Raw genomic sequence first — 25,439 nt, 5'->3', positions numbered from 1 at the left:
GGCGCACGTCCGCGTGCGCTGGGCGTCGACCTGGAGGCGCGGCTCGGCCCCGCCGTGTCCTGCGGGCGTGACAGCATGGTCGGCGTGAGCAACGACGAGACGAACGGATCAGCCTTCGGCCGAGGCGTCGACAAGACCCCGCCGACCGCTGCCGCCGAACTGCGACGGAGGATGGCCGCCTCTCCGGCGGGCTTCCTGCGCAGCGCGGCGTGGGTGCCCTGGAAGCCGGCGGGCAGTCCGGAAGCCGGCAGCGTCGCCCACGTCATGATCCGTGACAAGCCGTTCGTGCCGGTCTTCACCGACCCCGGCGAACTCGCCGCCGGCCTGCCCGAGGCCGAGGGTCGCCCGGTGCCGATGTCCGAACTCGTGTCGGCGCTGCCCGAGGAGTTCGGCATCGTGGTCGACCCGACGAGTGCCGAGGCGGCGAACTTCCTGCACGCCGACGTCCTCGCGCAGATGCGGGTGCAGATGCAGAGCGGTGTCCCGACGAGCGACGACTGACCCGCACGCTCCCACCGTCCGCGGCGGGCGAGTGCGGAGCGTTTTCCGCTGTGTGACGGTTCTGGTTCACGATCCGCGGGGTTCATGAACCGAAACCGTCAAGCGGGCGTCAGGAACCCGACGCCGCCCCGACCACCGCAAGCGTCAGCGCGAGGGCGATCGCCACCGCCGCAGCCGTCCCGAGCGCGACGAGCCACCCGAGCGGCCGCTTCCGACGGACCTTCGCCGCGAGCACTCCGCCTGCAGTGCACACGACGACGAGGACGATCGCCTCGACCACTGCGGTCTGCATGCCCATCGACCGGTTGCAGACGTGCGTCGAGGACTCCCAGTCACACCCGTACTGCGACACCGTCCCGAGGACCCAACCGAACAGCACCGCGAAGCCGCTGAGCATCGCGATGACCACGAACAGGGCGATGGTGACGACCAGGTCGACCGTCGACGCCGTGTTCGCCTTCGGCGCCGGGACCGGGCCCGGCACTGGTGCTGCTGTCGGCTGTGGTCCTTGCGCTCCTGCAGACATCGTCCCCCGCTCCCCTGGCCCCCTCGGCCTTCTGCAGCCTAGAGGATCCGCCCCGTCGCCTCGATCAGCGGCCCCGTTCGACGAGCTCGATGAAGCGGGACAACAGGGACAGACCGGCGATCGACGGGGGCAGGCCCGTGGTGAGCGCCGGCGAGTGCACGAGGTACGCCGCCCACTTCGCCCGCGAGATCGCCACGTTCAGCCGGTTGGGCATGAGCAGGAAGTCGAGCCCGCGCGGGATGTCCGCCGCACTCGACGCCGCCAGGGACACGATCGACACGACGGCCTCGCGGCCCTGGAACAGGTCGACCGTCCCGACCTGGGTCCCGGTGAAGCCAGCGCGGTCCAGCTCCTGCCGGATCAGGGCTCCCTGCGCGTTGTACGGCGCCACCACGATGACGTCCTCGTCGGTCAGGGCACGCGTGTCGGAACCGTCCGTCCAGGTGCGACCGACGACGTCACCGACGAGTGCGACGACGCGGGCGGCCTCCTCGGCCGACGACGTCGTGTTGCCCGCGTGGACGACCGGCACGGGGTGCACACCGGCGTCGACACCGTCGAGGTGCCGACCGGAGACCATCGAGGCCAGCTGCCCGTCGTAGGACAGGGCCGAGACGGACTCGGTGAGCGCGGGCTCCATGCGGCGGGTGCGGGCCAGGAAGTAGCCGAACTCCGGCGGCAGGACGTGCTGCCCGTCGGCGAGCCAGCCGAGCGCGGACTCGTCGACGGGCTCGGGGTGCGAACCCTGCGACACTTGCGGGAGCTGCTGGGGGTCGCCGAGCAGCAGGAGCCGGGTCCCCGCGACCGACGAGGCGATGGTCGGGGCGAGGGAGAACTGTCCGGCCTCGTCGACCACGAGCAGGTCGAGGGAACGACGCTCGATCGTCGACTCGTTCGCGAACGTCCACGCCGTGCCACCGACGACACCGCCGGTGCCCGAGGCCTCGCACGACGACAGGAACGCGGCGACCGCGGCACCGTTCTTGACGGGCGTCCACGCGGCGGCGTCGAGGTCGTCCTCGGTCGCGCCGGACTTCGGCACCTTCACGACCCGGTCCGCGGGGACGCCGGCGTTCACCACGGACGACAGGAAGTTCTCCGACGTCGCGTGGGACTGCCCGACGACGCCGACCCGCCAGCCGTACTCGCGGACGAGCCGTGCGACGACGTTCGACCCGACGTAGGTCTTGCCCGTGCCGGGAGGGCCCTGGATCGCCAGGTACGAGCGGTCGAGGCCGAGCAGGGTCGACACCACGGCCGACACCGTGTCGTCACCCTGCACCGGGACGATCGCACCGCGCGGGGGCACCCGACGCAGCAGGTCGAGCGCAGGGTCGGGCAGCATCGCCGACAGCTCGTCGAGCACGGCCTGCCCCCACCACGCGATCGCCTCGGGCTGGGGCTTCGCTCGGGGCGGTGCCGACGGGGCGAGGGCCACCGGGAACTCGTGGTGCGGCTCGCCACCGACGGGCAGGCCCTCTTTCACGAGGACCTCGACGGCATCGCCGTTGTCCCACACGTCCACGATCGCGGCGCGCGACGACGCGCCCTTCGACCCGGGGCCCGGAGAGGCGACCGATGGCGGAAGCGGGTCGTCGTAGACCAGGTGGGGCGTGCCTCCAGGCCGGAGCCGCGAGCCGGGCGCGAGCGTCCCCGACAACCGGAGTTCCCGCGACTGCGAGCGGGCACGCGGCAGCGTGTCCCAGTCGCGCTCGACGGACGCGCGCTCCACGACCAGGACGTCACGCGTGTCGGCCCAGTCGTCGACCGGGTTCCGCAGGCGGTCGAAGTGGTCCTGCCAGAAGGTCTTCGCCTCGCGGCGGTGGTAGTCGATCGCGGCTGCGGCGAGCGCCAACGCGGTTTGGTCCGGAGTGCGGTCGAGGGCATCGACGTCCTCGAGCTGCGCGGCCAGGGCGACGTGCACCGGATTGGGTTCGCGCTCGACGGGGATCGGCGGGACCTCGAGCTCGAGTGCCGGGCCGGCCGCGTCCGGGTCGTCGGTGCGCAGCGAGCGGAGCCAGTCGCGCAGGCGCAGGGTCGAGCGGCAGTCGTAGGCGTTGTAGTCGGCGACCTGGTCGAGCATCCGCTGCCCTTCGACGGCGTCGCCGTTCCGGAGTTCCTCGATCGCGTCGACGTAGGCGGTGATGCTGTCGGCGGCGTTCGTGACGTCGCTCTCGCGCAGGTCCGACCCCATGTACAGCGGTTCGAGCTTCTTGATCGAGTAGCTGTGGCTGCCGACGACCAGGGCCTTGCGGACGATCGGGTACAGGTCGACCAGGACACCGGCGCGCAGCAGGTCGTCGACGGCCTCTTCGCCGACCCCGTGCCGGGCCGCGAGGGACAGCAGGTGCGTCCGCTCGTACGCCGCGTAGTGGTAGATGTGCATGCCCGGGTACTGCTGCCGCCGGGCCTCGATGAACGCGAGGAACTGCTCCAGCGCAACCCGCTCGTCGCGGATCGTGTGCGCCCAGAACGCGGTGAACTCGGCGCGGTCGTCGACCAGGCCGAACAGGTAGTCGAGGCCCCAGTGCACGCCGTCCTCGGTGTGCAGGGGGTCGCCCTCGAAGTCGAAGAACACGTCGCCCGGGTCGGGTGCGGGGATCGCGTCGAGCGCGCGGGCGTCGAGGACGTCGAAGCGCGGCGTCACGGGCTGGTCCGGCCGGTCGGCACTGTTCCGTCGGGCGGTCTCCGTCTCGATCTGGAGGCTCGCCTGACGTACCAGCCGATCCTGCGTCGCGCGGGACAAGCCCGGTACTGCCCGGGTGCGGACCGCCAGGTCGTCGATCGTCCGCACCTCGTGCTTGATGAGCTTCGCCCGCTGGTCGAGGCGCATGCCGGCGACGAGGACGAGGTCGCGGTGCTCGGCCACCTGGGTCGAGCAGACGGCGCAGCGCCCGCACGACGAGTACCGCGGGTCGCCCCACTGCAGTGGCTCGTCGGCAGCGATGCGCTCGGCGATGACCCGCTGCAGCTCGGCGCGCTGCGTGCGGTACACCGGCGCGATGTCGGCGAGGTCGTGCGTCGTGGTCGTCCGGTCGCCGAGCACCAGGTGCACCTGCTGTCCGGTCGGGATGCCGTGCGCCTGCATCTGCTCGGCGTACGCGGCGAGCTGCAGCAGGGCGCTGATCTTGGCGTGGCGGGCGAGCTTGGTGTCGTACACCTCGTACTCGCCCTGGTCGTTGCGGATGATGAAGTCCGCGAAGCCGATGAAGCCCGGGCTGTCCGTCGTGGGCGCCGCGTGGAACGTCGGCTGGTACAGCACATCGGCACCGTCGGCGAACGCCTGTCGCGCTTCGGCTGCGGCACGTGCGTAGTCCGGCGGTGCGGGGCGGTCGAACTCGACGACCTTGCGGGTCTGCTTGAGGATGTCGAGGTAGTCGAGTTCGTGCTGGTCCCCCAGCCGTGCGGTGCGCTCGAGCATGTCGTCGTGCACGTCCGGCAGGGCGTCACCGCGACCGAGCTTGGCGTCGAGCCGGCGCAGGAACGCCCACTCGCAGGCCGACCACGTGCTCAGGTCACTCGGGCTGAGCAGCACGTGCCCGTCGACGCCGATCTGCATGCGTTCCCCCGTCTCTCTGGTGCCCTGCGAGCCTAGGGCCGCCCGCCGACACCGAAGCCGTGCGCGATCAGTCGGCGACCGCCACGAACCGCGGCCCGTCGTACCCGTCGCGCGCCACGTGCGCCGTGAAGTCAGCGAGCGGGCGGACCCAGTGCCCCCGCTCGCCGTACAGCGCCTGGTAGACGACCACCGGCTCCTCGGTCTCCACGTCACGAGCGACCAGGACCACCTCGTAGTCGTTCCCCTTGAAGTGCCGGTACCGCCCGGGTGTCACGTCGATAGTCACAGCCTCGATCGTAGGCAGGTGAGCCGTCCGCCGCCGACGCTGGAAAGGTGCGCTGTTCACGGCGCAGGTGTACCCACCCCGGCGGGCGGCTCGTCTGACGGCTGAACGACGCGACGGCCGCGCCGAACCGCCAGACCGCCGGACCGCCGGACCGCCAGACCGCCCGGCACCGTCACGAACGGACACGTGCTTCCGTGCGGACAGCACCACGACGTACGGTCACACCATGACCGTCATCGTGGCCGTCGCCGTGCTGGCGGGGGTTCTCGCCCTCGCCACCGTCCTCGGGCTGCTCCTGCGTTCCAGGACAGGCCGCGCGAAGCCCAGCCCGACCGCGCCCGACGGCACCGCCAGCACCGTCGACGACCTCGCCTCCGCCGATGCGTTCGGCAGTCGTGCCACCCTCGTCCAGTTCTCCACGCCGACGTGTGCTCGTTGCCCGGCCACGCGCCGGTTGCTCGACGCCGTCGCAGACCACCACGAGGGCGTTCGACGCATCGAGATCGACCTCGCCGAGCACCCCGGCCTGGCGAGCCGTTTCAACGTCCTGCAGACCCCCACGGTCTTGCTCGTCGACGGTTCCCGGATCGTTCGCACCCGCTTCGGAGGCCCACCCCGCCCACCCGAACTCGCCGCAGCCCTCGACACCGTCCTGACCACAGGCAGAACAGACACCACACGCGGCACAGGTACCTCAAGCACCACCGGCACCCAGGAGTCCCGATGACTACCACGACCGACACCGACCGCGGCATCGACCCGCGCTCCCCGCGCTTCGGCGCCGCCATCACCACGGTGCTCCTCGCCGCGACGATCGTCCTCACGCTGATCCCCGCGACGTGGGTGGCCGGCATCGTGCTGCTCGCGGTCATCGTCGTGCTGTTCGCCGTCGGAGGCATCGCCGGCATCCGCCGTCACCCCTACGGCGCACTCTTCCGACGGGTCGTCCGCCCGCGCCTGGGCCCGCCCGCCGAACTCGAGGCTCCGGAACCCCCGACCTTCGCCCAGCAGGTCGGCCTGTTCGTGACCGCGGTCGCCCTGCTCCTCGCGCTGCTCGGCGTGCCGTACGCCGCCCCGATCGGTGCGGCGGTCGCCCTGGTCGCCGCGTTCCTCAACGCCGTCTTCGACGTCTGCATCGGCTGCCTGCTCCGGGAGGCGCGACTCACCCCCGCGGCCCAGGCCGCGCTGGCAGGGCGGTCCGGTTTGGAGGCGCGCCTCGCCTCCGCGACGCACGCGAAGCGGGCGGTCCTCGTGGGTTGGAGTGCATGGGGGACTACGAGGGCATCGCCCGTCGCGCTCGGCGGCGGACGATCTGGATCGCCATCGGCGGGGTCGTCGCGGAGGCGGTCGTCGGGCTGTTGCTGCCGAGCGGCGACGATGCGCTGAGCCGGTTCCTGACCGTCCTCGGGTATGCCTTGGCGCTCGGCGGGTTGAGCGGGACCGGTTCGATCCTCCCGTCGACGATCAAGCTGGCTCAGACGATGCAGTGGCCGGTCCGCGAGCTCGACCGAACGGGCCGACGGAGCGTCCGCCGCGCCGTGTTCGCCGGGAGGCCGATCGAACCGCGCGACTCCGAGATGGCGCATCGTGCTTTCGACGGGGCTCGGAGTGCGGCGCTGTCGATGCCCCTCTCGCTCGCCCAGTTCCTGCTGCTCTACGCCGGGATCGCGGGACCGCAGATCCCGAACCTCATGAGCGACGACGACTCCTTACGGGTCAAGAGGAGAACGGCGGAGGCGCCCAGTGCGCACATCACGGTCAAGCGTCTACACCGCGGGGTCAAACTGCGTCCCTGTCTGCCACGTCCTCGAACAGCAGCACGCCGTCCGTCCCGCCTCCCACACTTGGCCAGCGCCGAGAGACGGAGCGCGGGCGATCACCGGACCATCCCTCGACCGCGGGAGGGGCTCAACTGCCTGACGGCTTCGACGATTCGGAAGGGCGCGGATTCAGCGGTGTCCCGAGCTTGGGTGGGTTTCCGGGCACGCAGTGCCCGTAGATGATGACTCCAACGAAGCCGGGATCGGTCTGGAACTGCAATCCGTACCCGTCGGCAGCGGTCCCGCCGTTGTAGCCGTTCGGGTAACCGATGACCGTCCGGGGAGGCGACAACGTCTCGTCGTGCTGTACGCGGATACCTTCCATGCCCAGCCTCGACTTGAGCGCGGCTGCAACACGCTTCGTCACATCATCCGGCGTACCGGAGAGAGGTTGATTCCGGATCGCGGTGAGCATGAACTGCGCCCCCGCTCCACCCTGCGAGGAGCAGCCGTTCCATTCCGACTCGGTCCCCTCGGCCCATCCATCCTCTCCGACAACCGACGTAATCGCGGCGAAGATGTCGAGCACATTCTGATGTGACTCCTGCAACGTCATGGATGAATCCTTGCTCGCTGGGGTGTGGGGTCCGGTGTCAGAGCAGCCGGTGATGAGAGTCGCAACGAGTGCGCACAACGCACCCACGACGGCCCGTCGGTCATTGAGTCGGATCACCGGTCAGTCCTGTCTGCCACTCGTACATGAACCAATTGTCCTTCGTCTGCTGCCGCATCCGATCGAAGGGAGCACCAGCTTCAGGGATCTGATCGCCAAGACCCATCGTTGCCTTCGCAGTGTTGTACTGCGCGGTCGTCGCATTGTCGAAGTACGAGTAGCGACCTTGATCATTGCCCTCGCGACCGTCGTACGGGCCGTGATGGGTGATGCCGTTCAGCGTGTCAGCACCGGACCCTTGCGTCTCGGCGCTGAAGTCATGGGCGCCCCAGGACGGGTCCGTCGGGTCCTGGCGGCCCGACAGGTTCTGCCCGGTGATCGCCCACCCGTCTTTCGCTCCTTGGCTTGCGAACACCTCACCCTTCGGCACCTGCAGTGCGTCGGCGTTCGGCGCAACGTCCGTGACCCCGGCGGACCCGAGGAGCACGACGTGGTCGGCGTGGGTCTTCGTCAGCGCGATCGTTGCCACGCACTGCTCGGCGTGCCGTACGCCGCCCCGATCGGTGCGGCGGTCGCCCTGGTCGCCGCGTTCCTCAACGCCGTCTTCGACGTCTGCATCGGCTGCCTGCTCGGCGTCCGGCCTGGAGGCCCGACTCACCTCCGCTCCACCGCCCGCGCTGCCGATGTGGTCGCCTCCAGAGCGGTGGGCCGGCCCCACGAGAACGACCAGCCCGACGGCGGAGGCTCCCCCCACGGCAGCCTCCGACGCCGGTCCGGTCAGACGGCGAGCGCCTGCTCACTGAGCGCGACGATGTCATCGGCGCGCAGGTTCGGCCAGCCGTGCAGCAGCTCACGCCACTCGGCCGGCAGCGACGATGCTCCGTACAGCGCACCCGCGAGGCCACCGGCGATCGCGGCGACCGTGTCGGTGTCGTTGCCGGTGCGGACTGCGCGGATCAGGGCGTCCTCGAGCGAGGAGCTGTGCTTGACCGCGGCGTAGGCGGCCTGCAGGGCGGACACCACCCACCCGTTCGACTCCGTGAAGTCCACCGGCTGCGAGTGCTCGGCCGTGACGATCCGTTCCACCCACAGTCGTCGACGGTCGAGGTCGAGCAGGTCGATCCCACGCAGGAGGTCGAGCTCGCCGGTCAGGACCGCGTGCCGGATCGCCGCGCACCAGAGCACGCACGCGTCCCCCGCGTCCGACTCGTAGTGCGTCAGGTCACTGATCGCGCGAGCTGCAGCCGCGAGCCGTTCCTCTTCGCCGACGTCACCGCGCAGGAAGGCGAGCACCAGCGGTGCGGTCCGCATGAGCGATCCGTTGCCGGCGGAGCGGCCCTTGGACTCGTGCTCTCGCCGGGCCGCAGCCCGCGCGACGGAGGCGGTCCGCGCCTCCAGACCGGTCAGGACGTTGCGCGTCTGGATGCCGACGTCGGGCGCGTCGACCGACCACGCTGCCCAGGCGGCCACCAGGCCGTCGAGGGCCGACTCCGATGCCGGGTCGCCGCGGGCGACCGTGCGGAGGATCGGCACGGCCATGCTCGTGTCGTCGGTCCACTCCCCCGGCGCCCAGCCGAAGGAGCCGCCACCGGTCATCGTGATCGGGGTCGGCTCGGGCACTGCCGGACGGAACTCGTACCCGGCGCCGAGGGCATCGCCGGCGGCGGAGCCCAGGACGGCACCGACGGCTCGGTCGTGGATCTGCGGGTTGGTCATGTGGACCTCCGGATCGGGTTTACGCGGGATTGCGTAAAAGCGATCCTGCACCACTCGCCACGTTTGCGCAAGTGTGCGTAAACTCGCGGGCATGACCGACGAGTACCGCGACGCGAGCGGCCGGCGCCTGACGGACTACCCGCGGCCCTCCGTCGCCGTGGACACCGCCGTGTTGACCGTCCCCCCGGGCGGACCGCTGTCCGTCGTGCAGGTCCGCGATGCCACCGAGGGCGACTGGCGACTGCCGGGAACGTTCGTGCACGAGGGTGAGCGGCTCGCGGATGCGGTGCTGCGGTCACTCCGCCAGAAGGCAGGGGTGAGCGGGCTCGCACCGCAGCAGCTCCACGTGTTCGACGATCCGGCGCGGGACGACCGTGGGTGGGTACTGTCGGTGGCGCACCTCGACGTCGTGCCGGCTCATGCCCTGGACCTGGACGAGCCCCGGGTACGGCTCGCGCCGGTGGTCGAGGCGCGCGGGATGGTGCACGGGCACGACGACATCCTCGGGTTCGCGGTCGCTCGGCTCCGCTCCGTCTACGGCACTACCCCGGATCCACACGTGCTGCTCGACGAGCCGTTCACGATGTCGGAGTTGCGGCAGCTGCACGAGGCGGTCCTCGGCAAGCGCCTGCTGCCGGACTCGTTCCGGCGTGCCATGCTGCCGAAGCTGGTCGCGACGGACACGAAACGGGCGGACGGGCCGGGGAAGCCTGCGACGCGGTACCGGCGGGGGTGACGGTTCTGGTTCAGAATCCCCCGGGGTCGTCAACCGGAACCGTCAGCACGCCTCGAGAACACCGTCACGCGCCTCCTCGTAGGGTGAGCGGGTGGAGGAAGACGAACGGATCATCCGGCGCGCGTGGCGTCGCACTGCCCTGGTCGTGTCGATCGCCGCGGTCGCGGGTGCAGTGGCAGGTTGGGCAACCTCGCGAGGCGAGGACGGCTGGACCGTCGCCCTGGCCATCTTCATGTGCGTCGCGACACTGGCCGGCATGGCCGGGATGCTCTCCCTGCTCCCCACAAGCGCGCGCGCATCGTCGATCATCACGCAGGCGACCGAGGGCCTGACGAGAGACCGTCGCAGGGCCATCCGCTCGGGCGTTCCGCTCGCGGAGGACGCGGGCCAGGAACTGCAGCACCGTGCGCTCACCCTCGCCCGCGGGACCGCCGTGTTCAACGGGATCTTCCTGGGGCAGGGATTCCTGCTCCTCACTGCGGTCGCGGCTCCGCACTTCGCTCGTGTCGTCAGCGACGGCGGCGGTGTGGTCTTCAGCCGGGTCGTCCTCGCGCTCTTCGTCATCGAAGTCGTGTTCCTCGTGCCGTTGCTGGTCACCCGACATCGCCGAGCTCGGCGCTACGCCGAAGCTGCCACGGCCGAGAACGAGCGCCGCGCTCCTGCGCCGGCCTCCGTCGCATGACGTCCGTGACCGGAGCGCCGCTCGCCCCCGAAGCCGTTGCTCGCCGAGCCTGGCGCAGAACCGCCGTCATCGTCGCGATCGGTGTGGTCCTCGGTGCGATCGGCGGATCGCTCTTCGCCCGGCAGGACAGTGCGCTCGAGACCACCCTCGCGATCCTCGGCATCGCTGCGGGAGTGGGTGGCATTCTCGGAACCTTGTCGATGATCGCCACGACGCTCCGCCGATCTTCCGACATGCAAGCGCCGATCGATGGCCTCTCGCGCTTCGGCCGGAAGACGCTCGCTCAGGCGATCGCGAGCGGGACCCCGATCGAACCGGCCGACTCCGACCTCGCACGACGGGCATTCGACCTCGCTCGTCTCCGCGCTGCCTACCAACCGGTCGCACTCGGCCAGTTCCTGCTGCTCTCCGCGGGGATCGCGGGCCCGCAGATCCCGAACCTGTTCGACGACAACTCGTACATGGCTGGCTTCAGTCGCATCATCTGCGTGGCCCTCCTCGTCGTGGCTGCGGCCATGTCCCCCGTCATCCTGCGTCAGACCCGGGCTGCACGACGCTACGTGCAGGCGGCCACCGAAGCAGCCGCCCGCCAGCGCTGACTCAGTAGGCCTGCCGCACCCGCGACACCGACAGCCGCAGAGCGGGCTCGTACGAGGAGCCGTTGAGCGCCGTGATCGTCCAGTGGTACCGATCAGGCCGGGTCATCACGCCCCAGTCGCTCCGGCCGCACTTGTTCACCTTCGACCCCATGCTCTTGTCCGGCAACAGGCCGCGCTCGTCGTAGAGCCGGACGGTGGCGGATCGGAATCCGCTCGCGTTCCCCGAGATCCGGCAGCTCGCGAACGTCGTGGCAGTCCGCACCTTGTCCTTGTGCGAGTCCTGCCAGCTCCTCGAGTTCTTGCCGATCGCGACACCGGTCAGCTTCGATGACCAGGAACCCTCGGCGAACGCCGGCGCTGCCGCGAACACCGTGGCGGCCACGGCTCCCCCTGCGACGGCTGCCGCGAGACGACGACTGAGATTGACCATTGCACTTCCCCCTTGAGGTGACGGCCCGGGCTGTCCGAGCCGAGTGTACGCTACTGTACGGTGAAACACCAGTACAAGGTTTCAAGGGGGCGCAGTGGGCATACAGATCGACGAACTGACTTTCGGGTACCGGCGGGACCACACGGTGCTCTCCGGGTTGTCGACGGTGTTCCCGACCGGAGCGAGCGTCCTGCTCGGGCCGAACGGCGCTGGCAAGTCGACCCTGCTCGGACTCGTCGCCGACACGCTCCGTCCCCGCACCGGGACGATCAACATCGAGGGGCTGGGGGAACCGGGCGCGCGCGGAAACCGCCGACGGTACCGCCGCGGCGTCGCGTGGCTTCCACAGCGGAGCGGCACCTTCCCGGGCCTGACCGCTCGAGAGCACGTCGCCTACTGTGGCTGGTTGAAGGGCTTGTCGCGCGCCGACGCCTGGGATCGCTCGACGGCCGCGCTGACCGCCGTCGATCTCGCCACCCGAGCCGACGCACGAGCGTCGTCGTTGTCGGGCGGCCAGATCCGGCGGCTCGGCGTTGCCGGCGCGCTGGTGTCCGGCGCGCAGTGGATCCTGCTCGACGAGCCGACGGCCGGACTCGATCCGGCACAGCGCGCGCGGTTCGCGCGGGTGATCCAGAACCTGCCGACGGAAGTGTCCGTCGTCGTCTCGACGCACCAGACCGAGGACGTCGCCGCGACCTACGACCACGTGACCGTCCTCGTCGACGGCCGGGTGCCGTTCGCTGGTTCGGTCGCGTCGTTCACCGAGCCGTTCGCAGACCTTTTGTCCGCCGAGGCGATCACCGCTTCCTACGCGCGGTTCACGAGCGAGGACGACTGATGCGCCCGATCATCCCCTGGCGCAGCCGAGCAGCACTGTGGCTCCTCATTCCTGGGCTGCTCGGCGTCGTCGCGTACAGCGTGCAGTTCGCAGATGAGACGACGGTCGCCGGCTACTGGCCCGCCGCGATGGCTGGCTCCGCGATCTACCTGGTGTTCTCGTGCGGCATCGCTGCCACAGCTGGCGCCTGGGAAGGGAAGCGCTTCCGAGCTGGGACGCCCGTCATCGAGTCCAGCAGCCGATCCAGTGCAGCGGTCGTCACCGATCACCTGTGGACACCGCTGGCCGCCGGTCTGTTGCTCCAGCTCGTCGCGGTCGCACTCATGAGTCGGGACACCTGGGGCGCTCCCGGTAGCCCGTCGCCCCTCGTCGGTCTGGCATTCGCGGGGATCCTGTTCTTCCACAGCTGCATCGGATTCGCACTGGGGCGGTGGCTCCCGCCGGTGGTGTCCATCCCGCTGAGCCTGCTCGTTTCGTACAGCTGGCTCGGCTTCACCTGGTCCGTGGACTACTTCCCACTCCGGTACCTCGCCGGTCTCGTGATGGCGGACTGCTGCTCGGTCGAGACCGCGCTCGACATCCGGGCACCGGTCATCGTGACGGCGTTCAGTCTGCTCGCCGGGTGCAGTCTGCTCGTCATCGCGGTCGCTCGACGCTCGAGTGGTGACCGTGCGCGCCGGTTCGGACTCCAGATCGGCGCGAGCTCGTTCGTCGTGATCACCCTCGTCGCGCTGACCAGCGGCTCCGGCCTCGGCGCGGCACCGATCGTCGACCGCCCGCAAGCGCAGGCGATCTGCAGCGGCGCGGCGCCCACGATCTGCCTCTTCCCGGAGCAACGCGCCACCGACGACTCGCAGTCGGTGATCCGGAAGGCCGCGGAGAACCTCGGCCGCTCGGGCATGAAGGTGCCGTCGACCATCCGGGCGAGCAACGCGCCGTCGACGCCCGACATCCTGAACATGATCGTCCAGGTCCGGATGACCGACGCGGACGTGCTCCACAGCATCACGACCTCCTTGCTCGGCGACGCCGAGGTGGCGTACTGCGGCGCCGAGGAGGACGACGCCGAACGCCTCAACGATGCCGCTGTCGCCGACCGATGGCTCATCGACGTCGCCGCCGAGGGCATCGTGCACGCCGACCAGGTGGAACCCGCCCTCGAGCTGGACGACCCCGACGTTCTGCGAGACCTCCGTCGTGCTCCGGTCCCCGCTCAAGCCGCGTGGGTCACCGCGACGATCGACCGGCTGACGGATTGCTCGGTCGGCCACATCGCGGTGCCGTCCTCGTGATCTGGTGGCTGCGTGTCCACCGCACCCTGCCGCTGCTCGGACTCACGACGGCCCTGACGGTGCTCTCGATCGCGCTCGGCCCGATCGGCATGCTCTTCCCCTCGTTCGGCGGTGGCGCACCCTTCGCGATGATCCCCGTCGCTGCGGTCGCTCCGCTGGTGCTTGCGATCGCGGCGGGTGCATCAATCAGTCGCGCACCGTTCCCCGCTCCGACCCGACGGACCGACCTGCTCGAGCTGAGCACCGTCCTGGTGGTGATCGGACTGGTGTGCGCGATCAGTACCGTCAGCCTCGCCCTCGGCGCAGACCCCGCTGTCTCGCTCGCCACCATCCGCAACACGATCGCGTTCTGCGCGCTCGCAGTGGCCAGCCGCGCGGTGCTCGGTGATCGCTACCAATCCGTGCCGGGCGTCCTGTACCTGCTCGTCGCAGGGCTGTTCGGACGCGGAATGCCGGATCGCCCTGCCGTCTGGGCCGGCGTCGTCACAACCAACACCGAGCTCACCTACTGGCTGTTCGTCGCACCGATCGTCATCGTCGCGGCCGTCGTCACGGTCGGGCGATCCGCTCGTAGGGTGGGGGCATGGGGGAACTCGAACTGAAAGCACGGCGAGCCTGGCGACGGACGACCCTGCTCGCACTGATCGGAGCCGTCGTCGGCGCCGTCATCGGCGGGCTGCTGGCCACGACCGAGTCGGGCGCTGTCGCAGTCCTCACCGTCGTCGGCTTCGGCGCGTCCGTCGGTGGCCTGGCCGGTACCTTCTCGATCCTCGCAACGACGATCGGGATGTCGACCGCGATGCAGACCACAACGGCGGGGCTCTCCCCTGCGGGCAAGCGCATGGTGACGCAAGCGATCAAGACCGGCAGCCCGATCCAGCCACCCGAGTCCGACCTCGCCCTCCGAGCACGCGAGCACGCACGACTGCTCTCCACCTACCAGCCGCTCGCCCTCGGCCAGTTCCTGCTGCTCTACGTCGGCGTCGCCGGCATCCAGTTCCCGAGGCTCGCGGACGAAGATGTCTTCGGCTCGGCGTTCCCCCGGTTCCTCTGCGCAGCGCTACTCATCACCGCACTGATCATGACGCCGATCCTGCTGCGAGCGGTTCGTCGGTCGCGGCGGTACCTGCGGGCGGCGACCGTCGTGGCTTCCCCGGTCTCGCGGGCCTGACGAGGACGGCCGCCCGCACAACCAAAGCGCGTCTGAGCCGCACGATTCCGCGGCGCGACCTGACTCCCGTTGTGCGAACCGGAACCGGAACCACTGAACCGCAGCCACCCGCCCACTACGTAACACGCAAGCTACTTTCAGCACTGGCGCTAGTCCGCTGGCCATCGCCCTGGCGGCAGACTCGATCGCCGCAGCGTTCGCGCGTGGCGGCCGACTCGTCTCCGTCGGCGCCGGCACGCCGGGCCGGCTCGGCGTCCTCGACGCCAGCGAGTTCCCGCCCACCCTCGGTACGACGAAGCGGCCGCTGTCCGCGACCTCGACGCGCTCGGCCTGACAGCCGACGACGTGGTCGTCGGGATCAGCGCGTCCGGCAGGACGCCCTACGTCATCGCGGCCATCCTGGAGGCCCGGCGCCGCTCCGCCCTGTCGGTCTCCGTCGCGTGCAACCCCGACTCGGCCGCGGGGCGGGAGGCCGACATCGCCATCGACGTCGTCGTCGGCCCCGAGTTCATCGCCGGGTCGACCCGCCTGAAGGCGGGCACCGCGCAGAAGCTCGTCCTGAACATGCTCACCACGCTCGCGATGGTGCGCAGCCACAAGACGTACGGCAACCGCATGGTCGACGTGCGAGCGACGAACGCGAAGCTCGTCGCCCGGGCGTTCTCGCTCGTGCAGGACGTCACGGGCGCTCCCCCCGCCGAGGTCCAGGCGGCTCTCGATGCCTCGGACGGCGAGGTGAAGACCGCCATCGCCGTGATCCTGACCGGCGCCTCCGCTGCCGATGCCCGCGAGCGCCTCGATGCTGCTGCCGGCTCGTTGCGCGCCGTGCTGTGAACCCCGTTTCCCCGTTCGTTTCCTTCCCCCCGAGGAGCACAGCAATGCCCGATGCACAGCAACTCGCCCAGCAGATCCTCGACGCCGTCGGCGGTTCCGCGAACATCGCCGACGTCGAGAACTGCATGACCCGCCTGCGGGTCGAGGTCGTGTCCGATTCGTCCGTCGCGCTCGAGGACCTCAAGGCCACCGACGGCGTCATGGCCGCCATCGCGGCCGGCTCGAACCTGCAGATCGTGCTCGGCCCGGGTCTCGTCGACCGCGTGGCCGACGGCCTGGAGGCCCTGCGCGCGGCCGCCCCGCCGGCTGCGGCTGGCGGGCCTGGTGCGTCGCCCGAGGAGCTCGCTGCTCGCGGTGCGTCCATCAAGGCGACCGCGCGGTCCCGTTCCGACGGCCGCACCATGCGCGCGATCCGGAAGATCTCCGCGATCTTCATCCCGCTCCTCCCCGCGCTGATCGCCTGCGGGCTGATCGCCGGGATCAACGGGATCCTGACGAACCTGGGGTGGGTGCCTGCGTTGACGCCGTTCCTCGGGGTGCTCTCGTCCGGCTTCTTGTCCCTGCTCGCCGTGTTCGTCGGGATGGCAGTGCTGTCGAAGAGCGTGTCGCGATGGAGTTCGGCGGCACGCCCATCCTGGGTGGCGCGGTCGGCGGCATCATCGTCGCGGCCGGTGTCGCGAACGTCACCGTGTTCGGCGAGACCCTGGCCCCCGGGCAGGGCGGTGTGCTCGGTGCGCTGGCCGGCGGCATCCTCGCCGCCTACGTCGAGCGCTTCATGCGCCGGGTCACGCCGGGACGTCATCGCGCTCATCGTCGTGCCGACCGTGACCGTGCTGGTCGCCGGGCCGGTGACGCTGGGGATCCTGATGTCCGTCGCCGGTGTCGTCTCGGTCGCGATCGGTACCGCTGCGACCTGGCTGCTCGCGAACGGCGGGGCCTTCGCCGGCTTCGTCCTCGGAGGACTCTTCCTGCCGCTCGTCATGACCGGCATGCACCAGGGGCTCATCCCGATCCACACCACCCTGATCGACCAGACCGGGTGGACCGTGCTGCTGCCCGTCCTGGCGATGGGTGGTGCCGGGCAGATCGGTGCGTGCATCGCGCTGTGGGTGCGGTTCCGGTCGAACGCCTCGCTGGTGCGGACCATCCGTGGTGCACTGCCGGCCGGGTTCCTCGGTGTCGGGGAGCCCCTGATCTACGGCGTGACGCTCCCCCTGGGTCGGCCGTTCATCACCGCGTGCATCGGTGGGGCGTTCGGTGGCGGCGTCGTCGGGCTGTTCGACCAGCTCGGGCACTCCGTCGGGGCGATCGCCATCGGGGCCTCGGACCTGTCCCTGATCCCGCTACTGAACGGCTCGTCCGGGTACGGGTGGGCGCTGCTCGGGTACGGGTCGGGGCTCGTGGTGGCGTACGTCGTGGGGTTCGTGGCGACGTTGTTGTTCGGGGTGTCGGACTCGGTGCGGGCTGATCTGGAGGCGCAGTCGGCCACTTCGCCGGGAGACCCTGTCGCTCCGGATGCACCGCTGAACGTGCCGGTCTCGCCTGTCGGAGCGACCGCGGCCGACTCGCGCTGATCGCCCGTTCCTCCACATAGCGATCCACTGCCGATCCGTTCACAGACCATCGCTCCGATCCTCGCCCGAACCGTCGTCAGGCGAGGATCGGAGCGTGGGGACCTGGGAAGCAGACGACGCTCGTCGGCGGCACATGGCCCGCTTCGGTCGACGGGACACCGCGCCCGAGCTCGCGCTGCGCCGTGAACTGCACCGCCGAGGGCGACGGTTCTTCGTCGATCGGCGCGTGAGCAGTCAGTGCCGTGTTCGACCCGACCTCGTGTTCCCGCGTGCACGGATCGCGGTCTTCGTCGACGGGTGCTTCTGGCACTTCTGCGAGGAGCACGCCCAGCTTCCGAAGGCGAACGCCGAGCTGTGGCGTCGGAAGTTGCTCGCCAATCGTCAGCGGGACGCGCAGAACCAGGCGATCTTGGTGTCGGAAGGCTGGAGGGTGTTGCGGTTCTGGGAGCACGAACGTCCTGAGGATGCAGCCGCCTACGTCGAGCATGCCCTGGATCAGTGGAGTGCAATCGCTCGTACCGTGCCGGGCTTCTCAGGCAGGATGGAACGCATGATCGAGGTCGTCGCCGGCGTACTCACTCGGCCTGACGGTCGCGTACTCGCATGTCGAAGGGCACCTGGTCGACCAGCGGCGGGGAAATGGGAGTTCCCCGGCGGGAAGGTCGAGCCGGGAGAGCCCGCTGCGGAACCCCTGCTACGCGAGCTCCACGAAGAGCTCGGTCTGGACGTCATCGTTGGCGAACCGATCGACCGCTCCCTCACCCGTGTCGGCAACGTCGACATCGACCTCGCCACCTACCGAGTCGCCTGGGCCGCGGACGGACCGACGTCGAGCACGGACCACGACGAGTTGCGCTGGGTCCTCCCCGCCGAACTCGGCTCGCTCGGTTGGGCCGAGCCAGATCTGCCCACAGTGAGGATCCTGAGCAGAGCCGGGGCTACGGCCTGACCTCCCGGAAGTCACCGCTCGATATTGGCCACCACACGGTGATCCCGATCGAGGTGCACAGCTCCAACATCGAGGGTTGGGGCTCGGAAGGCAGGAGGACTGCCGGGGTCACCGCCAGACCGTGACGTCTCGCGACCGCCGCGTAGTCGAGCGCCTGCCCGATCGCGGTTCGGACGTACGCCCGCGCGGTCGACTTCTTCGCCTCGACGACCTGGCCGATCGTCGGAACGTAGAGATCGGGCACGATCGTCACACCGTCGTCCGTGAGACGCAGCACCTGCACGTCCTCACCCCGAGCGCGGAGCCATTCGCCGAAGCGGGTCTGCAGCTCGAACTCGCGACGGGAGACGGATCGCGCCGGCTCGCCTTGGTTGACCCGCCGCACCTGGTACTCGCTGAAGTCGAGCGGTTGCCAGGCGGACGTGGCTGAAGAGGCACCGATCACTGACGCGCGGCCGGAAGGGTCGCCGGCCTCGTCGACGAGGCCGGGTAAGAGCGACGTGTCCGCGTCGACGGCGACGAGGTTGAACACCAGTCCGTCCCGCTCAGGAGACGAACCGGTCCCGGGGAAGCGCTCCCAGGTGTAGGGCTGATCAGCGAGCGCGAAGCTCCCGACGTAGGTCAGGGTCCCCTGACCCCGGAACACGCGGATGGGGCGGCCGATTGCCTCGGAACCCGCCAGCGCCTTGTTGTTTCCGGTCAGCTTCTGGTCGCCGCTCTGTCCTTGCCCGCTGTAGCGGAACAAGCCGTCACCGCGGAGGCCCTCGTGGACGCCGTAGCCATGTTCCCCGCCGCCGTCGTTCGTGAAGACGAGCATTTCGTTCGTCTTCACGACACGCGTGATGCCGTCCTGCGAGCTGCCACCGCCGAGACGGCTGTGCAGCTCGCGCCGTCCGATGCTCGTGCCGATCGGGATGTCCCAGACCATTCCCATTCCCCTCGTTATGGAGACGCTAGGCGACGACCGCCGAGCTGTTCGAACGCTGGGCAGCCCCCAGAATGGGGAGCTCCCGTGACGGTTGCTCACGAGAGAGGATGTCGCAGTACCGGAGCGTTCGAGGGGGACGCCGGTGTGATCAGGACACTCCCCGGGGAGCATCACCATGACCATCGCCGGAACCTCTGCAGCGACGAACACCGGCGGCAGGCGAACGAAGCTGAACAGCAGGCGGGACGCTACGAGATCGCCGAGCGCACCGAGGCCGAGACCACTCGACACCCCTGAGTCGACGAGCGAAGCCGAGCGGGAGCGCCGGGAACTCGAGCGGCGGCAGTTGCACGTCGGTATGACGCGGGCAGGCGACGGGCTCTGGGTGGCGACGCACGCTTACTAGCGATGACAACTTCGGCACATCTAGTCCTGCCGCTGATTCTCCTCTCTCACAACACACTTCGACTCGCTCAGCATGAGCACCAAACAAGGAACAGAAATGCCTTTTGCTCTAGACGACATGTTGGTCGTCGGTGTCGCCTCGAGCGCACTGTTCGACCTGTCCGATTCGGACAAGATCTTCCGCGAGTACGGGGAGGACGAGTACCGGAAGCACCAGGAAGAGCACCTCGACGACACACTTCTCCCGGGCGTCGCATTCCCGTTCATCCGCCGCTTGCTGTCTCTCAACGACCTGCGCCCGGACGGTGGGCAGTTGGTCGAAGTGATCATCCTCTCCCGGAACGACCCGGAGACGGGACTACGAGTGATGCGGTCGCTCGAAGCGCACGACCTCGCGATCTCGCGGGCGATCTTCATGCAGGGCCGGTCGTCGCACGAATACATGGAGGCGCTCAACATGTCGTTGTTCCTCTCCGCCAATGACGACGACGTCCGAGCTGCGATCGACCGCGGCCTGCCTGCCGGTCGCGTTGTCGGCACACCGGCAGAGGATCCAACCGGCACTGACTTACGCATCGCGTTCGACTTCGACGGTGTCCTGACGGACGACTCCTCCGAGCGCATCATGCAAGCCTCCGATCTCGCGGCCTTCCATGAGAACGAGGCCTCTCACACCGACGAAGCGATGCCGGAGGGGTTGATGGCACGGTTCTTGCGCGGGATCAATCGCATCCAAGACATCGAAGAGGATTTGGTTGGGACCGATCCGACCTACAACCGTCGCGTGCACGTCGCGATCGTGACCGCGAGGAATGCGCCGGCACACGAACGAGTCGTTCGGACTCTGCAGGGTTGGGGCCTCCGGGTGAACGATGCGTTCTTCCTCGGTGGTGTCGAGAAGGCTCGCATCCTGCGAGTCCTCCGTCCGCACATCTTCTTCGACGACCAAGTGGATCACCTGCGCGGGGCGGCCAACGAAGTGCCGAGTGTTCACGTCCCCTTCGGGATCGTCAACGCGGCGAAGGGGACGCCACTCAACGTGGTGGCTGACACGGAAAAGCCGGTGAACCGCGAGCCGCAGGACCAGCCAGACGATCTCGCCAGCTAGTCTCGATCTCGCTCCGACCTGGCCTCCGTGCCAGCCGCACCTCAAGGGGAACCGCATCATGGCGATGTCCATCCACGATCTGCTCGACGTCTACGCGACCATCGCTCCGGACAAGCGCACCAAGGGCCGCCTCTTCGAACGGTTGACTCGTGCATACCTGACAACCGACCCGAAGTGGACGGCGCGCTTCGACGAGGTATGGCTCTGGCAAGACTGGCCTGACCGAAACGGGAAGACCGACACCGGCATCGATCTCGTTGCACGGGAGCGTCATGGTGGCGGGTTGTGCGCGATCCAGTGCAAGTTCCACGACCCGGAGAACACCATCCAGAAGAGTGACCTCGACTCGTTCTTCACGGCATCGGGGAAGGCAGCCTTCTCATCGCGTTTGATCGTCGCCACCGCTCCGCTCGGGAAGAACGCGCTCGAGGCCCTCGTCGATCAGCAATTGCCGACCGCGCAGATCCCGATCGAGGAGTTCGAGCACAGTGGGATCGATTGGTCAGAGTACTCCTTCGACCACCCCGACTCGCTTGCTGCCCCCGTTCAGAAGTCACTGCGCCCGCACCAGGTAGAAGCGCTGAACGCGGTGCAGGCTGGCCTGGAAAGCACCGACCGCGGCAAGCTGATCATGGCGTGCGGCACGGGCAAGACGTTCACCGGCCTTCGTATCGCGGAAGCTGTTGCCGGCCGCGGGGGAAAGGTACTCTTTCTGGTCCCCTCGATCGCGTTGTTGTCCCAGACACTCCGAGAGTGGTCCCAGGAGCGAGCCATGCCGCTCCGGGCTTTCGCCGTGTGCTCGGACAGCAAGGTCGGACGAGTCAGCGAAGACTTCACGGTCGCTGATCTCGCCTACCCAGCCACCACGAACACGCAACAGCTACTTAAGGAAGTTGCTAAGGCCGATGAGCCCGACGGCTTGACCGTCTTCTTCTCGACGTATCAGTCGATCGATGTCGTCGCCAAGGCGCAGGCTGAAGGGCTGGCGGACTTCGACCTCGTGATCTGCGATGAAGCGCACCGCACCGCTGGTTTCTCTCGTCAGGGCGCAGATGAATCGGCCTTCCTGCGCGTGCACTCGGATGATGCGATCAAGACCTCGGCCCGCGTCTACATGACTGCAACGCCAAAGATCTACGCCGAATCTGCGAAGAACCAGGCTGACGAGAACTCCGCCGTCATCTACTCAATGGACAACGAGAGCGTGTTCGGCCCCGTCTTCCACCGCCTGGGGTTCGGCGAAGCAGTGGAGCGAGACCTCCTCTCCGACTACCGAGTGCTCGTTCTCACCATCGACGAGGACTCGATCGGGAGTGCGTTCCAGGAGACCTTCGCGGCCGACGGCGAACTGAACATCCCCGACGCCGCCCGGATCGTCGGCATTTACAACGGGCTCGCCAAGCGCGGCGTGCACGGCATCGACACCACGACCCCGAACGCACATCAACCCCTGCGAAGAGCTGTCGCATTTTCCCGCTCGATCAAGGATTCGAAGACCGTGCGAGGCTTCCTCGACGGCTACGAGGGAGTCGATGGAGTCCGGCCTGACAGCATCGCCGGGCGCCGGATCGATCTCTCGGAAGACGGCGACGCCCAGACCTACCGGCTCGAAGCTCGGCATGTCGACGGTGGGATGAATATCCTCGAGCGCAACGCGCATCTCGACTGGCTGAAAGCGGACACCAGCGATCAGAACGTCTGCCGGATCCTCACCAACGCGCGCTGTCTGTCCGAGGGCGTCGATGTACCTGCACTCGACGCCGTCATCTTCCTGAACTCACGAGACAGTCAGGTCGACGTCGTGCAGTCGGTCGGCCGAGTCATGCGGAAGGCTCCGGGCAAGGACTACGGGTACATCGTCCTTCCCATCGCAGTGCCCGCGGGCCAGTCGCCTGAACAGGCTCTGAACGACAACGCCAAGTTCAAGGTCGTCTGGGACGTCCTGCGTGCGCTGCGCGCGCATGACGAGCGATTCGAGGCGAAAATCGAGCAGATCGACCTCAACGGTCGTACGGACACCGGACCGGTCATCGCAACCAACTTCTCCGATGCTGACCTGCCCGAATCCGCTCCGGACTCCGCGACTCCCGAAACATCACAGGTTCCGCTCGACATGAGCGCGCTCGGCGCGGACTGGCAGAACGCCATCTACGCGCGCATCGTCGACAAGGTCGGCGAACGCGACTACTGGGAGAACTGGGCCAAGGACGTCGCGGAGATCGCCGCTCGACAGATCGCCCGCATCACGGGACTTGTCGACGGCTCGAACGCGGAGCTCCGCACGGAATTCACGCGCTTCGTGAAGGGCTTGCAGGACAACCTCAATCCGGGAGTCACTGAGCCGCAGGCGATCGAGATGCTCTCCCAGCACCTCATCACGCAACCCGTCTTCGACGCCCTCTTCGCCGGCCATGCGTTCAGCGACCACAACCCGGTGTCGCAGGTCATGCAGCGGATGGTCGACGCGCTCGAGGAGCAGAACTTGGCGACCGAGACCAGCGATCTTGCTGGCTTCTACGCGGGCGTCCAACGTACCGTCGCAGGAATCACCGACGCCGCTGGACGTCAGACAATCATCAAGCGTCTCTACGAGAAATTCTTCAGCGGAGCCTTCCGCAACACCTCAGAACGCCTCGGCATCGTGTACACACCAAACGAGATCGTCGACTTCATCCTCCGGAGTGCAGACCGCCTCAGCCGCGATCACTTCGGTGCTGGACTGTCCGACCGCGGCGTGCACGTCCTCGATCCGTTCACCGGCACGGGCACGTTCATCGTTCGGCTCCTACAGTCCGGCCTCATCAGTGCGGCGGACCTCGCGCACAAGTACCGGCACGAGCTCCACGCGAACGAAATCGTTCTCTTGGCCTACTACGTCGCCGCCGTCAACATCGAAGCAACCTACAACGGTCTCCAGGGGGGTGAGTACGTCCCCTTCCCAGGGGTCGTCCTCACCGATACGTTCCAATCCGCCGAGGACGACGACACGTATGACGATCAAGGCGTGTTCGGCGACAACAACGAGCGCGTCAAGCAGCAGAACGAACTTGACATCCGCGTCATCGTTGGCAACCCGCCCTACTCATCAGGACAAGACTCCGCCAACGACAACAACCAAAACCTCAAGTATCCGTACCTCGACAAGCGCATCGCCGACACGTACGCGGCGCGATCAACCGGGCAGAACAAGAACAGCCTGTACGACTCGTACATCCGTGCCATCCGGTGGGCCTCCGACCGGATCAAGGACCGCGGCATCGTCGCCTACGTCACCAACGGTGGGTTCCTCGACGGCAACACCGCGGCCGGCCTTCGCCTCGCCCTCCAGGACGAGTTCACCGAGCTCTACATTATCAACCTCCGCGGTAACCAACGCTCTGCCGGCGAAGAGTCTCGACGAGAAGGCGGAAAGGTGTTCGGCGCGGGCAGCCGAGCGTCCGTCGCAATATCGTTGCTAGTGAAAAACCCGGACAGGCCTTCATCTGGCACGATCCACTACCGCGACATCGGCGACTACCTCACCCGCGACGACAAGCTGGGCCTCCTCGAGCAGTACCGCGACTCCGACGGCGTGCCGTGGCAGCAGATCATCCCGAACGAGCACGGCGACTGGATCAACCAACGCAATGACGTCTTCGAAATGTTCACTCCTATTGGCGACAAGACGGACATCCAATCAGGGATTTTTGGTTCGTACTCGCGAGGCCTGGCGACGGCCCGCGACGCTTGGGCGTACAACATGTCTGAAATAGCGTTGCGGTCAAACATGAGCCGGATGATCGATTTCTACAACAATGAGGTGGACCGCTTCGCGACCTCCGGGTCCGCCTCACAGGCAGTAGATCAGTTCATCGATTTCGACGCTACAAAGATTAGCTGGAACCGTGCAGATAAAGGCCGGCTCGCTCGCGGTCTTAAATATGAATTCGATTACGGCAAGATAGTCCAATCGCGGTACAGGCCGTTCAATAGTCAAATGGTTTACTTTGACCGGCAACTCAATGACATGGTCTACCAGCTCGACCGTATCTTTGTGCCGAGTCAATACAATATTGGCTTCTATCTGAACACGGGCGGCACTAATGCTCCGTTCTGCGCACTGATGCTGGACGCGATTCCTGATCTCAACTTCTTCGGACAAGGCGGGCAGTTCTTCCCAAGGTACGTCTACGACGTCGAGCAGCAGGGCAGCAATTTGACGTTGTTCGATGGCCCGCAACGTCGTGACAACGTCACCGACACGGCGCTCGTCCGCTACCGGGAGTTGTACGGCGCCGATGTGACAGCCGACGATGTGTTTTTTGCCGTGTACGGACTGATGCACTCCGCAGAGTACCGACACAACTTCGTTGCAGACCTGAAGAAGATGCTGCCGCGCATCCCGGAGCTGAGGTATCCCGCCGACTTTCGTTCTTTCGCAGATGCCGGTCGGGCGCTGTCAGAGCTGCACATCGGGTACGAGTCCGCGCCGCTGTACGCGTTGACCTTCAGCGGTCCGGTGCCTCCTGAGCTCCGGGTGACAAAGATGAAGTACGGCGGGAAGCCAGGCAATCTAGACCGGACACAGATCACCGTCGCACCGGGTCTGACGATCACCGGCATCCCGACTGAGGCGCATGACTACAAGCTCGGCTCCCGGTCCGCCCTCGACTGGATCATTGAGCGGTACCAAGTCAAGACCGACAAGGCATCCGGCATCGTCAACGATCCCAACGACTGGGGAGTCGAACACGACAACCCGGCGTACATCGTCGAGCTGATCCAACGCATCACGACAGTCAGTGTCGAAACGGTTCGCATCGTCGCGGCGCTTCCCGCTCTGGACTACCGCAGCGGACCCAAGCCCCAGTGAGGTGGATCCCGGCCGACGCG

22 protein-coding genes and 1 pseudogene are annotated in these 25,439 nt (G+C 67.9%); 16 read left to right on the top strand and 7 right to left on the bottom strand.

Translation table 11 applies throughout. The features are described from left to right. Positions 1 to 84: 84 nt before the first annotated feature. Positions 85 to 501, top strand: coding sequence for an SseB family protein (locus ASF75_RS00165; RefSeq protein ID WP_159556558.1), 417 nt, complete (start codon positions 85 to 87; stop codon positions 499 to 501). A 109-nt stretch (positions 502 to 610) separates the two neighbouring features. Here the strand turns inward: ASF75_RS00165 and ASF75_RS00160 are convergent, their stop codons facing one another. From ASF75_RS00160 to ASF75_RS00150, 3 genes are all read right to left on the bottom strand, one after another. Next, complete coding sequence (locus ASF75_RS00160; protein WP_235517447.1) at positions 611 to 1,027, bottom strand: hypothetical protein; 417 nt, start codon at positions 1,025 to 1,027, stop codon at positions 611 to 613. 64 nt (positions 1,028 to 1,091) lie between these two features. Further along, positions 1,092 to 4,586, bottom strand: coding sequence for a TM0106 family RecB-like putative nuclease (locus ASF75_RS00155; RefSeq protein WP_056068167.1), 3,495 nt, complete (start codon positions 4,584 to 4,586; stop codon positions 1,092 to 1,094). Between the two features lie 67 nt (positions 4,587 to 4,653). Further along, positions 4,654 to 4,872 carry a DUF1653 domain-containing protein gene (locus ASF75_RS00150; protein ID WP_235517445.1) on the bottom strand — a complete coding sequence of 73 codons (219 nt, stop codon included), beginning with the start codon at positions 4,870 to 4,872 and terminating at the stop codon, positions 4,654 to 4,656. 226 nt (positions 4,873 to 5,098) lie between these two features. Between ASF75_RS00150 and ASF75_RS00145 the strand changes: the two genes are divergently transcribed. Together ASF75_RS00145 and ASF75_RS18280 are read left to right on the top strand one after the other, a co-directional pair. Further along, positions 5,099 to 5,599: a thioredoxin family protein gene (locus tag ASF75_RS00145; protein WP_082509324.1), complete on the top strand. Its 501-nt coding sequence runs from the start codon at positions 5,099 to 5,101 to the stop codon at positions 5,597 to 5,599. Continuing rightward, positions 5,596 to 6,258: a DUF4395 domain-containing protein gene (locus tag ASF75_RS18280; protein ID WP_156463734.1), complete on the top strand. Its 663-nt coding sequence runs from the start codon at positions 5,596 to 5,598 to the stop codon at positions 6,256 to 6,258. Before ASF75_RS00145 ends, ASF75_RS18280 begins: the two co-directional genes overlap by 4 nt. 522 nt (positions 6,259 to 6,780) lie before the next feature. Here the strand turns inward: ASF75_RS18280 and ASF75_RS00135 are convergent. Beyond that, positions 6,781 to 7,248: a hypothetical protein gene (locus tag ASF75_RS00135; protein WP_056068165.1), complete on the bottom strand. Its 468-nt coding sequence runs from the start codon at positions 7,246 to 7,248 to the stop codon at positions 6,781 to 6,783. Between ASF75_RS00135 and ASF75_RS18275 the strand changes: the two are divergent. Continuing rightward, positions 7,247 to 7,888: pseudogene (locus tag ASF75_RS18275) on the top strand (hypothetical protein); the annotation flags it as partial. The gene ASF75_RS00135 and the pseudogene ASF75_RS18275 sit on opposite strands and share 2 nt — an antisense overlap. A gap of 194 nt (positions 7,889 to 8,082) precedes the next feature. On the opposite strand, the gene ASF75_RS00125 reads toward ASF75_RS18275, so the two are convergent. Beyond that, on the bottom strand, positions 8,083 to 9,021 hold the full coding sequence (locus tag ASF75_RS00125; protein ID WP_056068159.1) for an ADP-ribosylglycohydrolase family protein: 939 nt from the start codon (positions 9,019 to 9,021) through the stop codon (positions 8,083 to 8,085). A gap of 91 nt (positions 9,022 to 9,112) precedes the next feature. Here ASF75_RS00125 and ASF75_RS00120 point away from each other — a divergent pair, with 91 nt between their 5' ends. The 3 genes from ASF75_RS00120 to ASF75_RS00110 all read left to right on the top strand — a co-directional run bounded on the left by ASF75_RS00120 (position 9,113) and on the right by ASF75_RS00110 (position 11,038). Then, positions 9,113 to 9,757, top strand: a complete 645-nt coding sequence (locus tag ASF75_RS00120; RefSeq protein WP_056068156.1) for an NUDIX hydrolase — start codon at positions 9,113 to 9,115, stop codon at positions 9,755 to 9,757. A gap of 91 nt (positions 9,758 to 9,848) precedes the next feature. Further along, the gene (locus tag ASF75_RS00115) at positions 9,849 to 10,439 is read left to right on the top strand and encodes a hypothetical protein (RefSeq protein WP_056068153.1); all 591 of its coding nucleotides are present in this window, start codon (positions 9,849 to 9,851) and stop codon (positions 10,437 to 10,439) included. Between the two features lie 5 nt (positions 10,440 to 10,444). Further along, a complete protein-coding gene (locus ASF75_RS00110) occupies positions 10,445 to 11,038 on the top strand; it encodes a hypothetical protein (RefSeq protein WP_156463733.1) in 594 nt (197 codons plus the stop codon). Between the two features lies 1 nt (position 11,039). Here the strand turns inward: ASF75_RS00110 and ASF75_RS00105 are convergent, their stop codons facing one another. Then, positions 11,040 to 11,468 carry a hypothetical protein gene (locus tag ASF75_RS00105; protein ID WP_156463732.1) on the bottom strand — a complete coding sequence of 143 codons (429 nt, stop codon included), beginning with the start codon at positions 11,466 to 11,468 and terminating at the stop codon, positions 11,040 to 11,042. A 94-nt stretch (positions 11,469 to 11,562) separates the two neighbouring features. Between ASF75_RS00105 and ASF75_RS00100 the strand changes: the two genes are divergently transcribed. The 7 genes from ASF75_RS00100 (at position 11,563) to vsr (ending at position 18,126) form a co-directional block, all read left to right on the top strand. Next, positions 11,563 to 12,306, top strand: a complete 744-nt coding sequence (locus tag ASF75_RS00100) for an ATP-binding cassette domain-containing protein (protein WP_056068144.1) — start codon at positions 11,563 to 11,565, stop codon at positions 12,304 to 12,306. Continuing rightward, complete coding sequence (locus ASF75_RS00095) at positions 12,306 to 13,598, top strand: hypothetical protein (RefSeq protein WP_056068141.1); 1,293 nt, start codon at positions 12,306 to 12,308, stop codon at positions 13,596 to 13,598. The genes ASF75_RS00100 and ASF75_RS00095 overlap by 1 nt, the downstream gene beginning before the upstream one ends. Then, positions 13,595 to 14,200, top strand: a complete 606-nt coding sequence (locus ASF75_RS00090; RefSeq protein WP_056068139.1) for a hypothetical protein — start codon at positions 13,595 to 13,597, stop codon at positions 14,198 to 14,200. The genes ASF75_RS00095 and ASF75_RS00090 overlap by 4 nt, the downstream gene beginning before the upstream one ends. Beyond that, on the top strand, positions 14,182 to 14,769 hold the full coding sequence (locus ASF75_RS00085) for a hypothetical protein (protein WP_056068134.1): 588 nt from the start codon (positions 14,182 to 14,184) through the stop codon (positions 14,767 to 14,769). The genes ASF75_RS00090 and ASF75_RS00085 overlap by 19 nt, the downstream gene beginning before the upstream one ends. 330 nt (positions 14,770 to 15,099) lie before the next feature. After that, complete coding sequence (locus tag ASF75_RS00080) at positions 15,100 to 15,603, top strand: N-acetylmuramic acid 6-phosphate etherase (protein ID WP_414835786.1); 504 nt, start codon at positions 15,100 to 15,102, stop codon at positions 15,601 to 15,603. Positions 15,604 to 15,647: 44 nt separating this feature from the next. Beyond that, complete coding sequence (locus ASF75_RS00075; protein ID WP_056068127.1) at positions 15,648 to 17,177, top strand: PTS transporter subunit EIIC; 1,530 nt, start codon at positions 15,648 to 15,650, stop codon at positions 17,175 to 17,177. Between the two features lie 94 nt (positions 17,178 to 17,271). Beyond that, positions 17,272 to 18,126: a DNA mismatch endonuclease Vsr gene (gene vsr, locus ASF75_RS18035; RefSeq protein WP_235517442.1), complete on the top strand. Its 855-nt coding sequence runs from the start codon at positions 17,272 to 17,274 to the stop codon at positions 18,124 to 18,126. On the opposite strand, the gene ASF75_RS00065 is transcribed toward vsr, so the two are convergent. Then, positions 18,116 to 19,345 (bottom strand): YDG/SRA domain-containing protein, encoded by a 1,230-nt coding sequence (locus ASF75_RS00065; protein WP_235517440.1) that lies wholly within the window; start codon positions 19,343 to 19,345, stop codon positions 18,116 to 18,118. The two genes, vsr and ASF75_RS00065, sit on opposite strands and share 11 nt — an antisense overlap. Positions 19,346 to 19,532: 187 nt before the next feature. Here ASF75_RS00065 and ASF75_RS00060 point away from each other — a divergent pair, with 187 nt between their 5' ends. Both ASF75_RS00060 and ASF75_RS00055 read left to right on the top strand, forming a co-directional pair. Further along, on the top strand, positions 19,533 to 20,567 hold the full coding sequence (locus ASF75_RS00060) for a 5'-nucleotidase (protein WP_235517438.1): 1,035 nt from the start codon (positions 19,533 to 19,535) through the stop codon (positions 20,565 to 20,567). Between the two features lie 58 nt (positions 20,568 to 20,625). Beyond that, positions 20,626 to 25,419 carry a DEAD/DEAH box helicase gene (locus ASF75_RS00055; protein ID WP_056068121.1) on the top strand — a complete coding sequence of 1,598 codons (4,794 nt, stop codon included), beginning with the start codon at positions 20,626 to 20,628 and terminating at the stop codon, positions 25,417 to 25,419. The last annotated feature ends 20 nt before the right edge of the window (positions 25,420 to 25,439 follow it).

The sequence above is a fragment of the Curtobacterium sp. Leaf154 genome, from assembly GCF_001424595.1.
GTDB classification, from domain to species: domain Bacteria; phylum Actinomycetota; class Actinomycetes; order Actinomycetales; family Microbacteriaceae; genus Curtobacterium; species Curtobacterium poinsettiae.
Note: the sequence above shows the minus strand (reverse complement) of the source record. Positions and strands in the feature narration are given on the sequence as shown.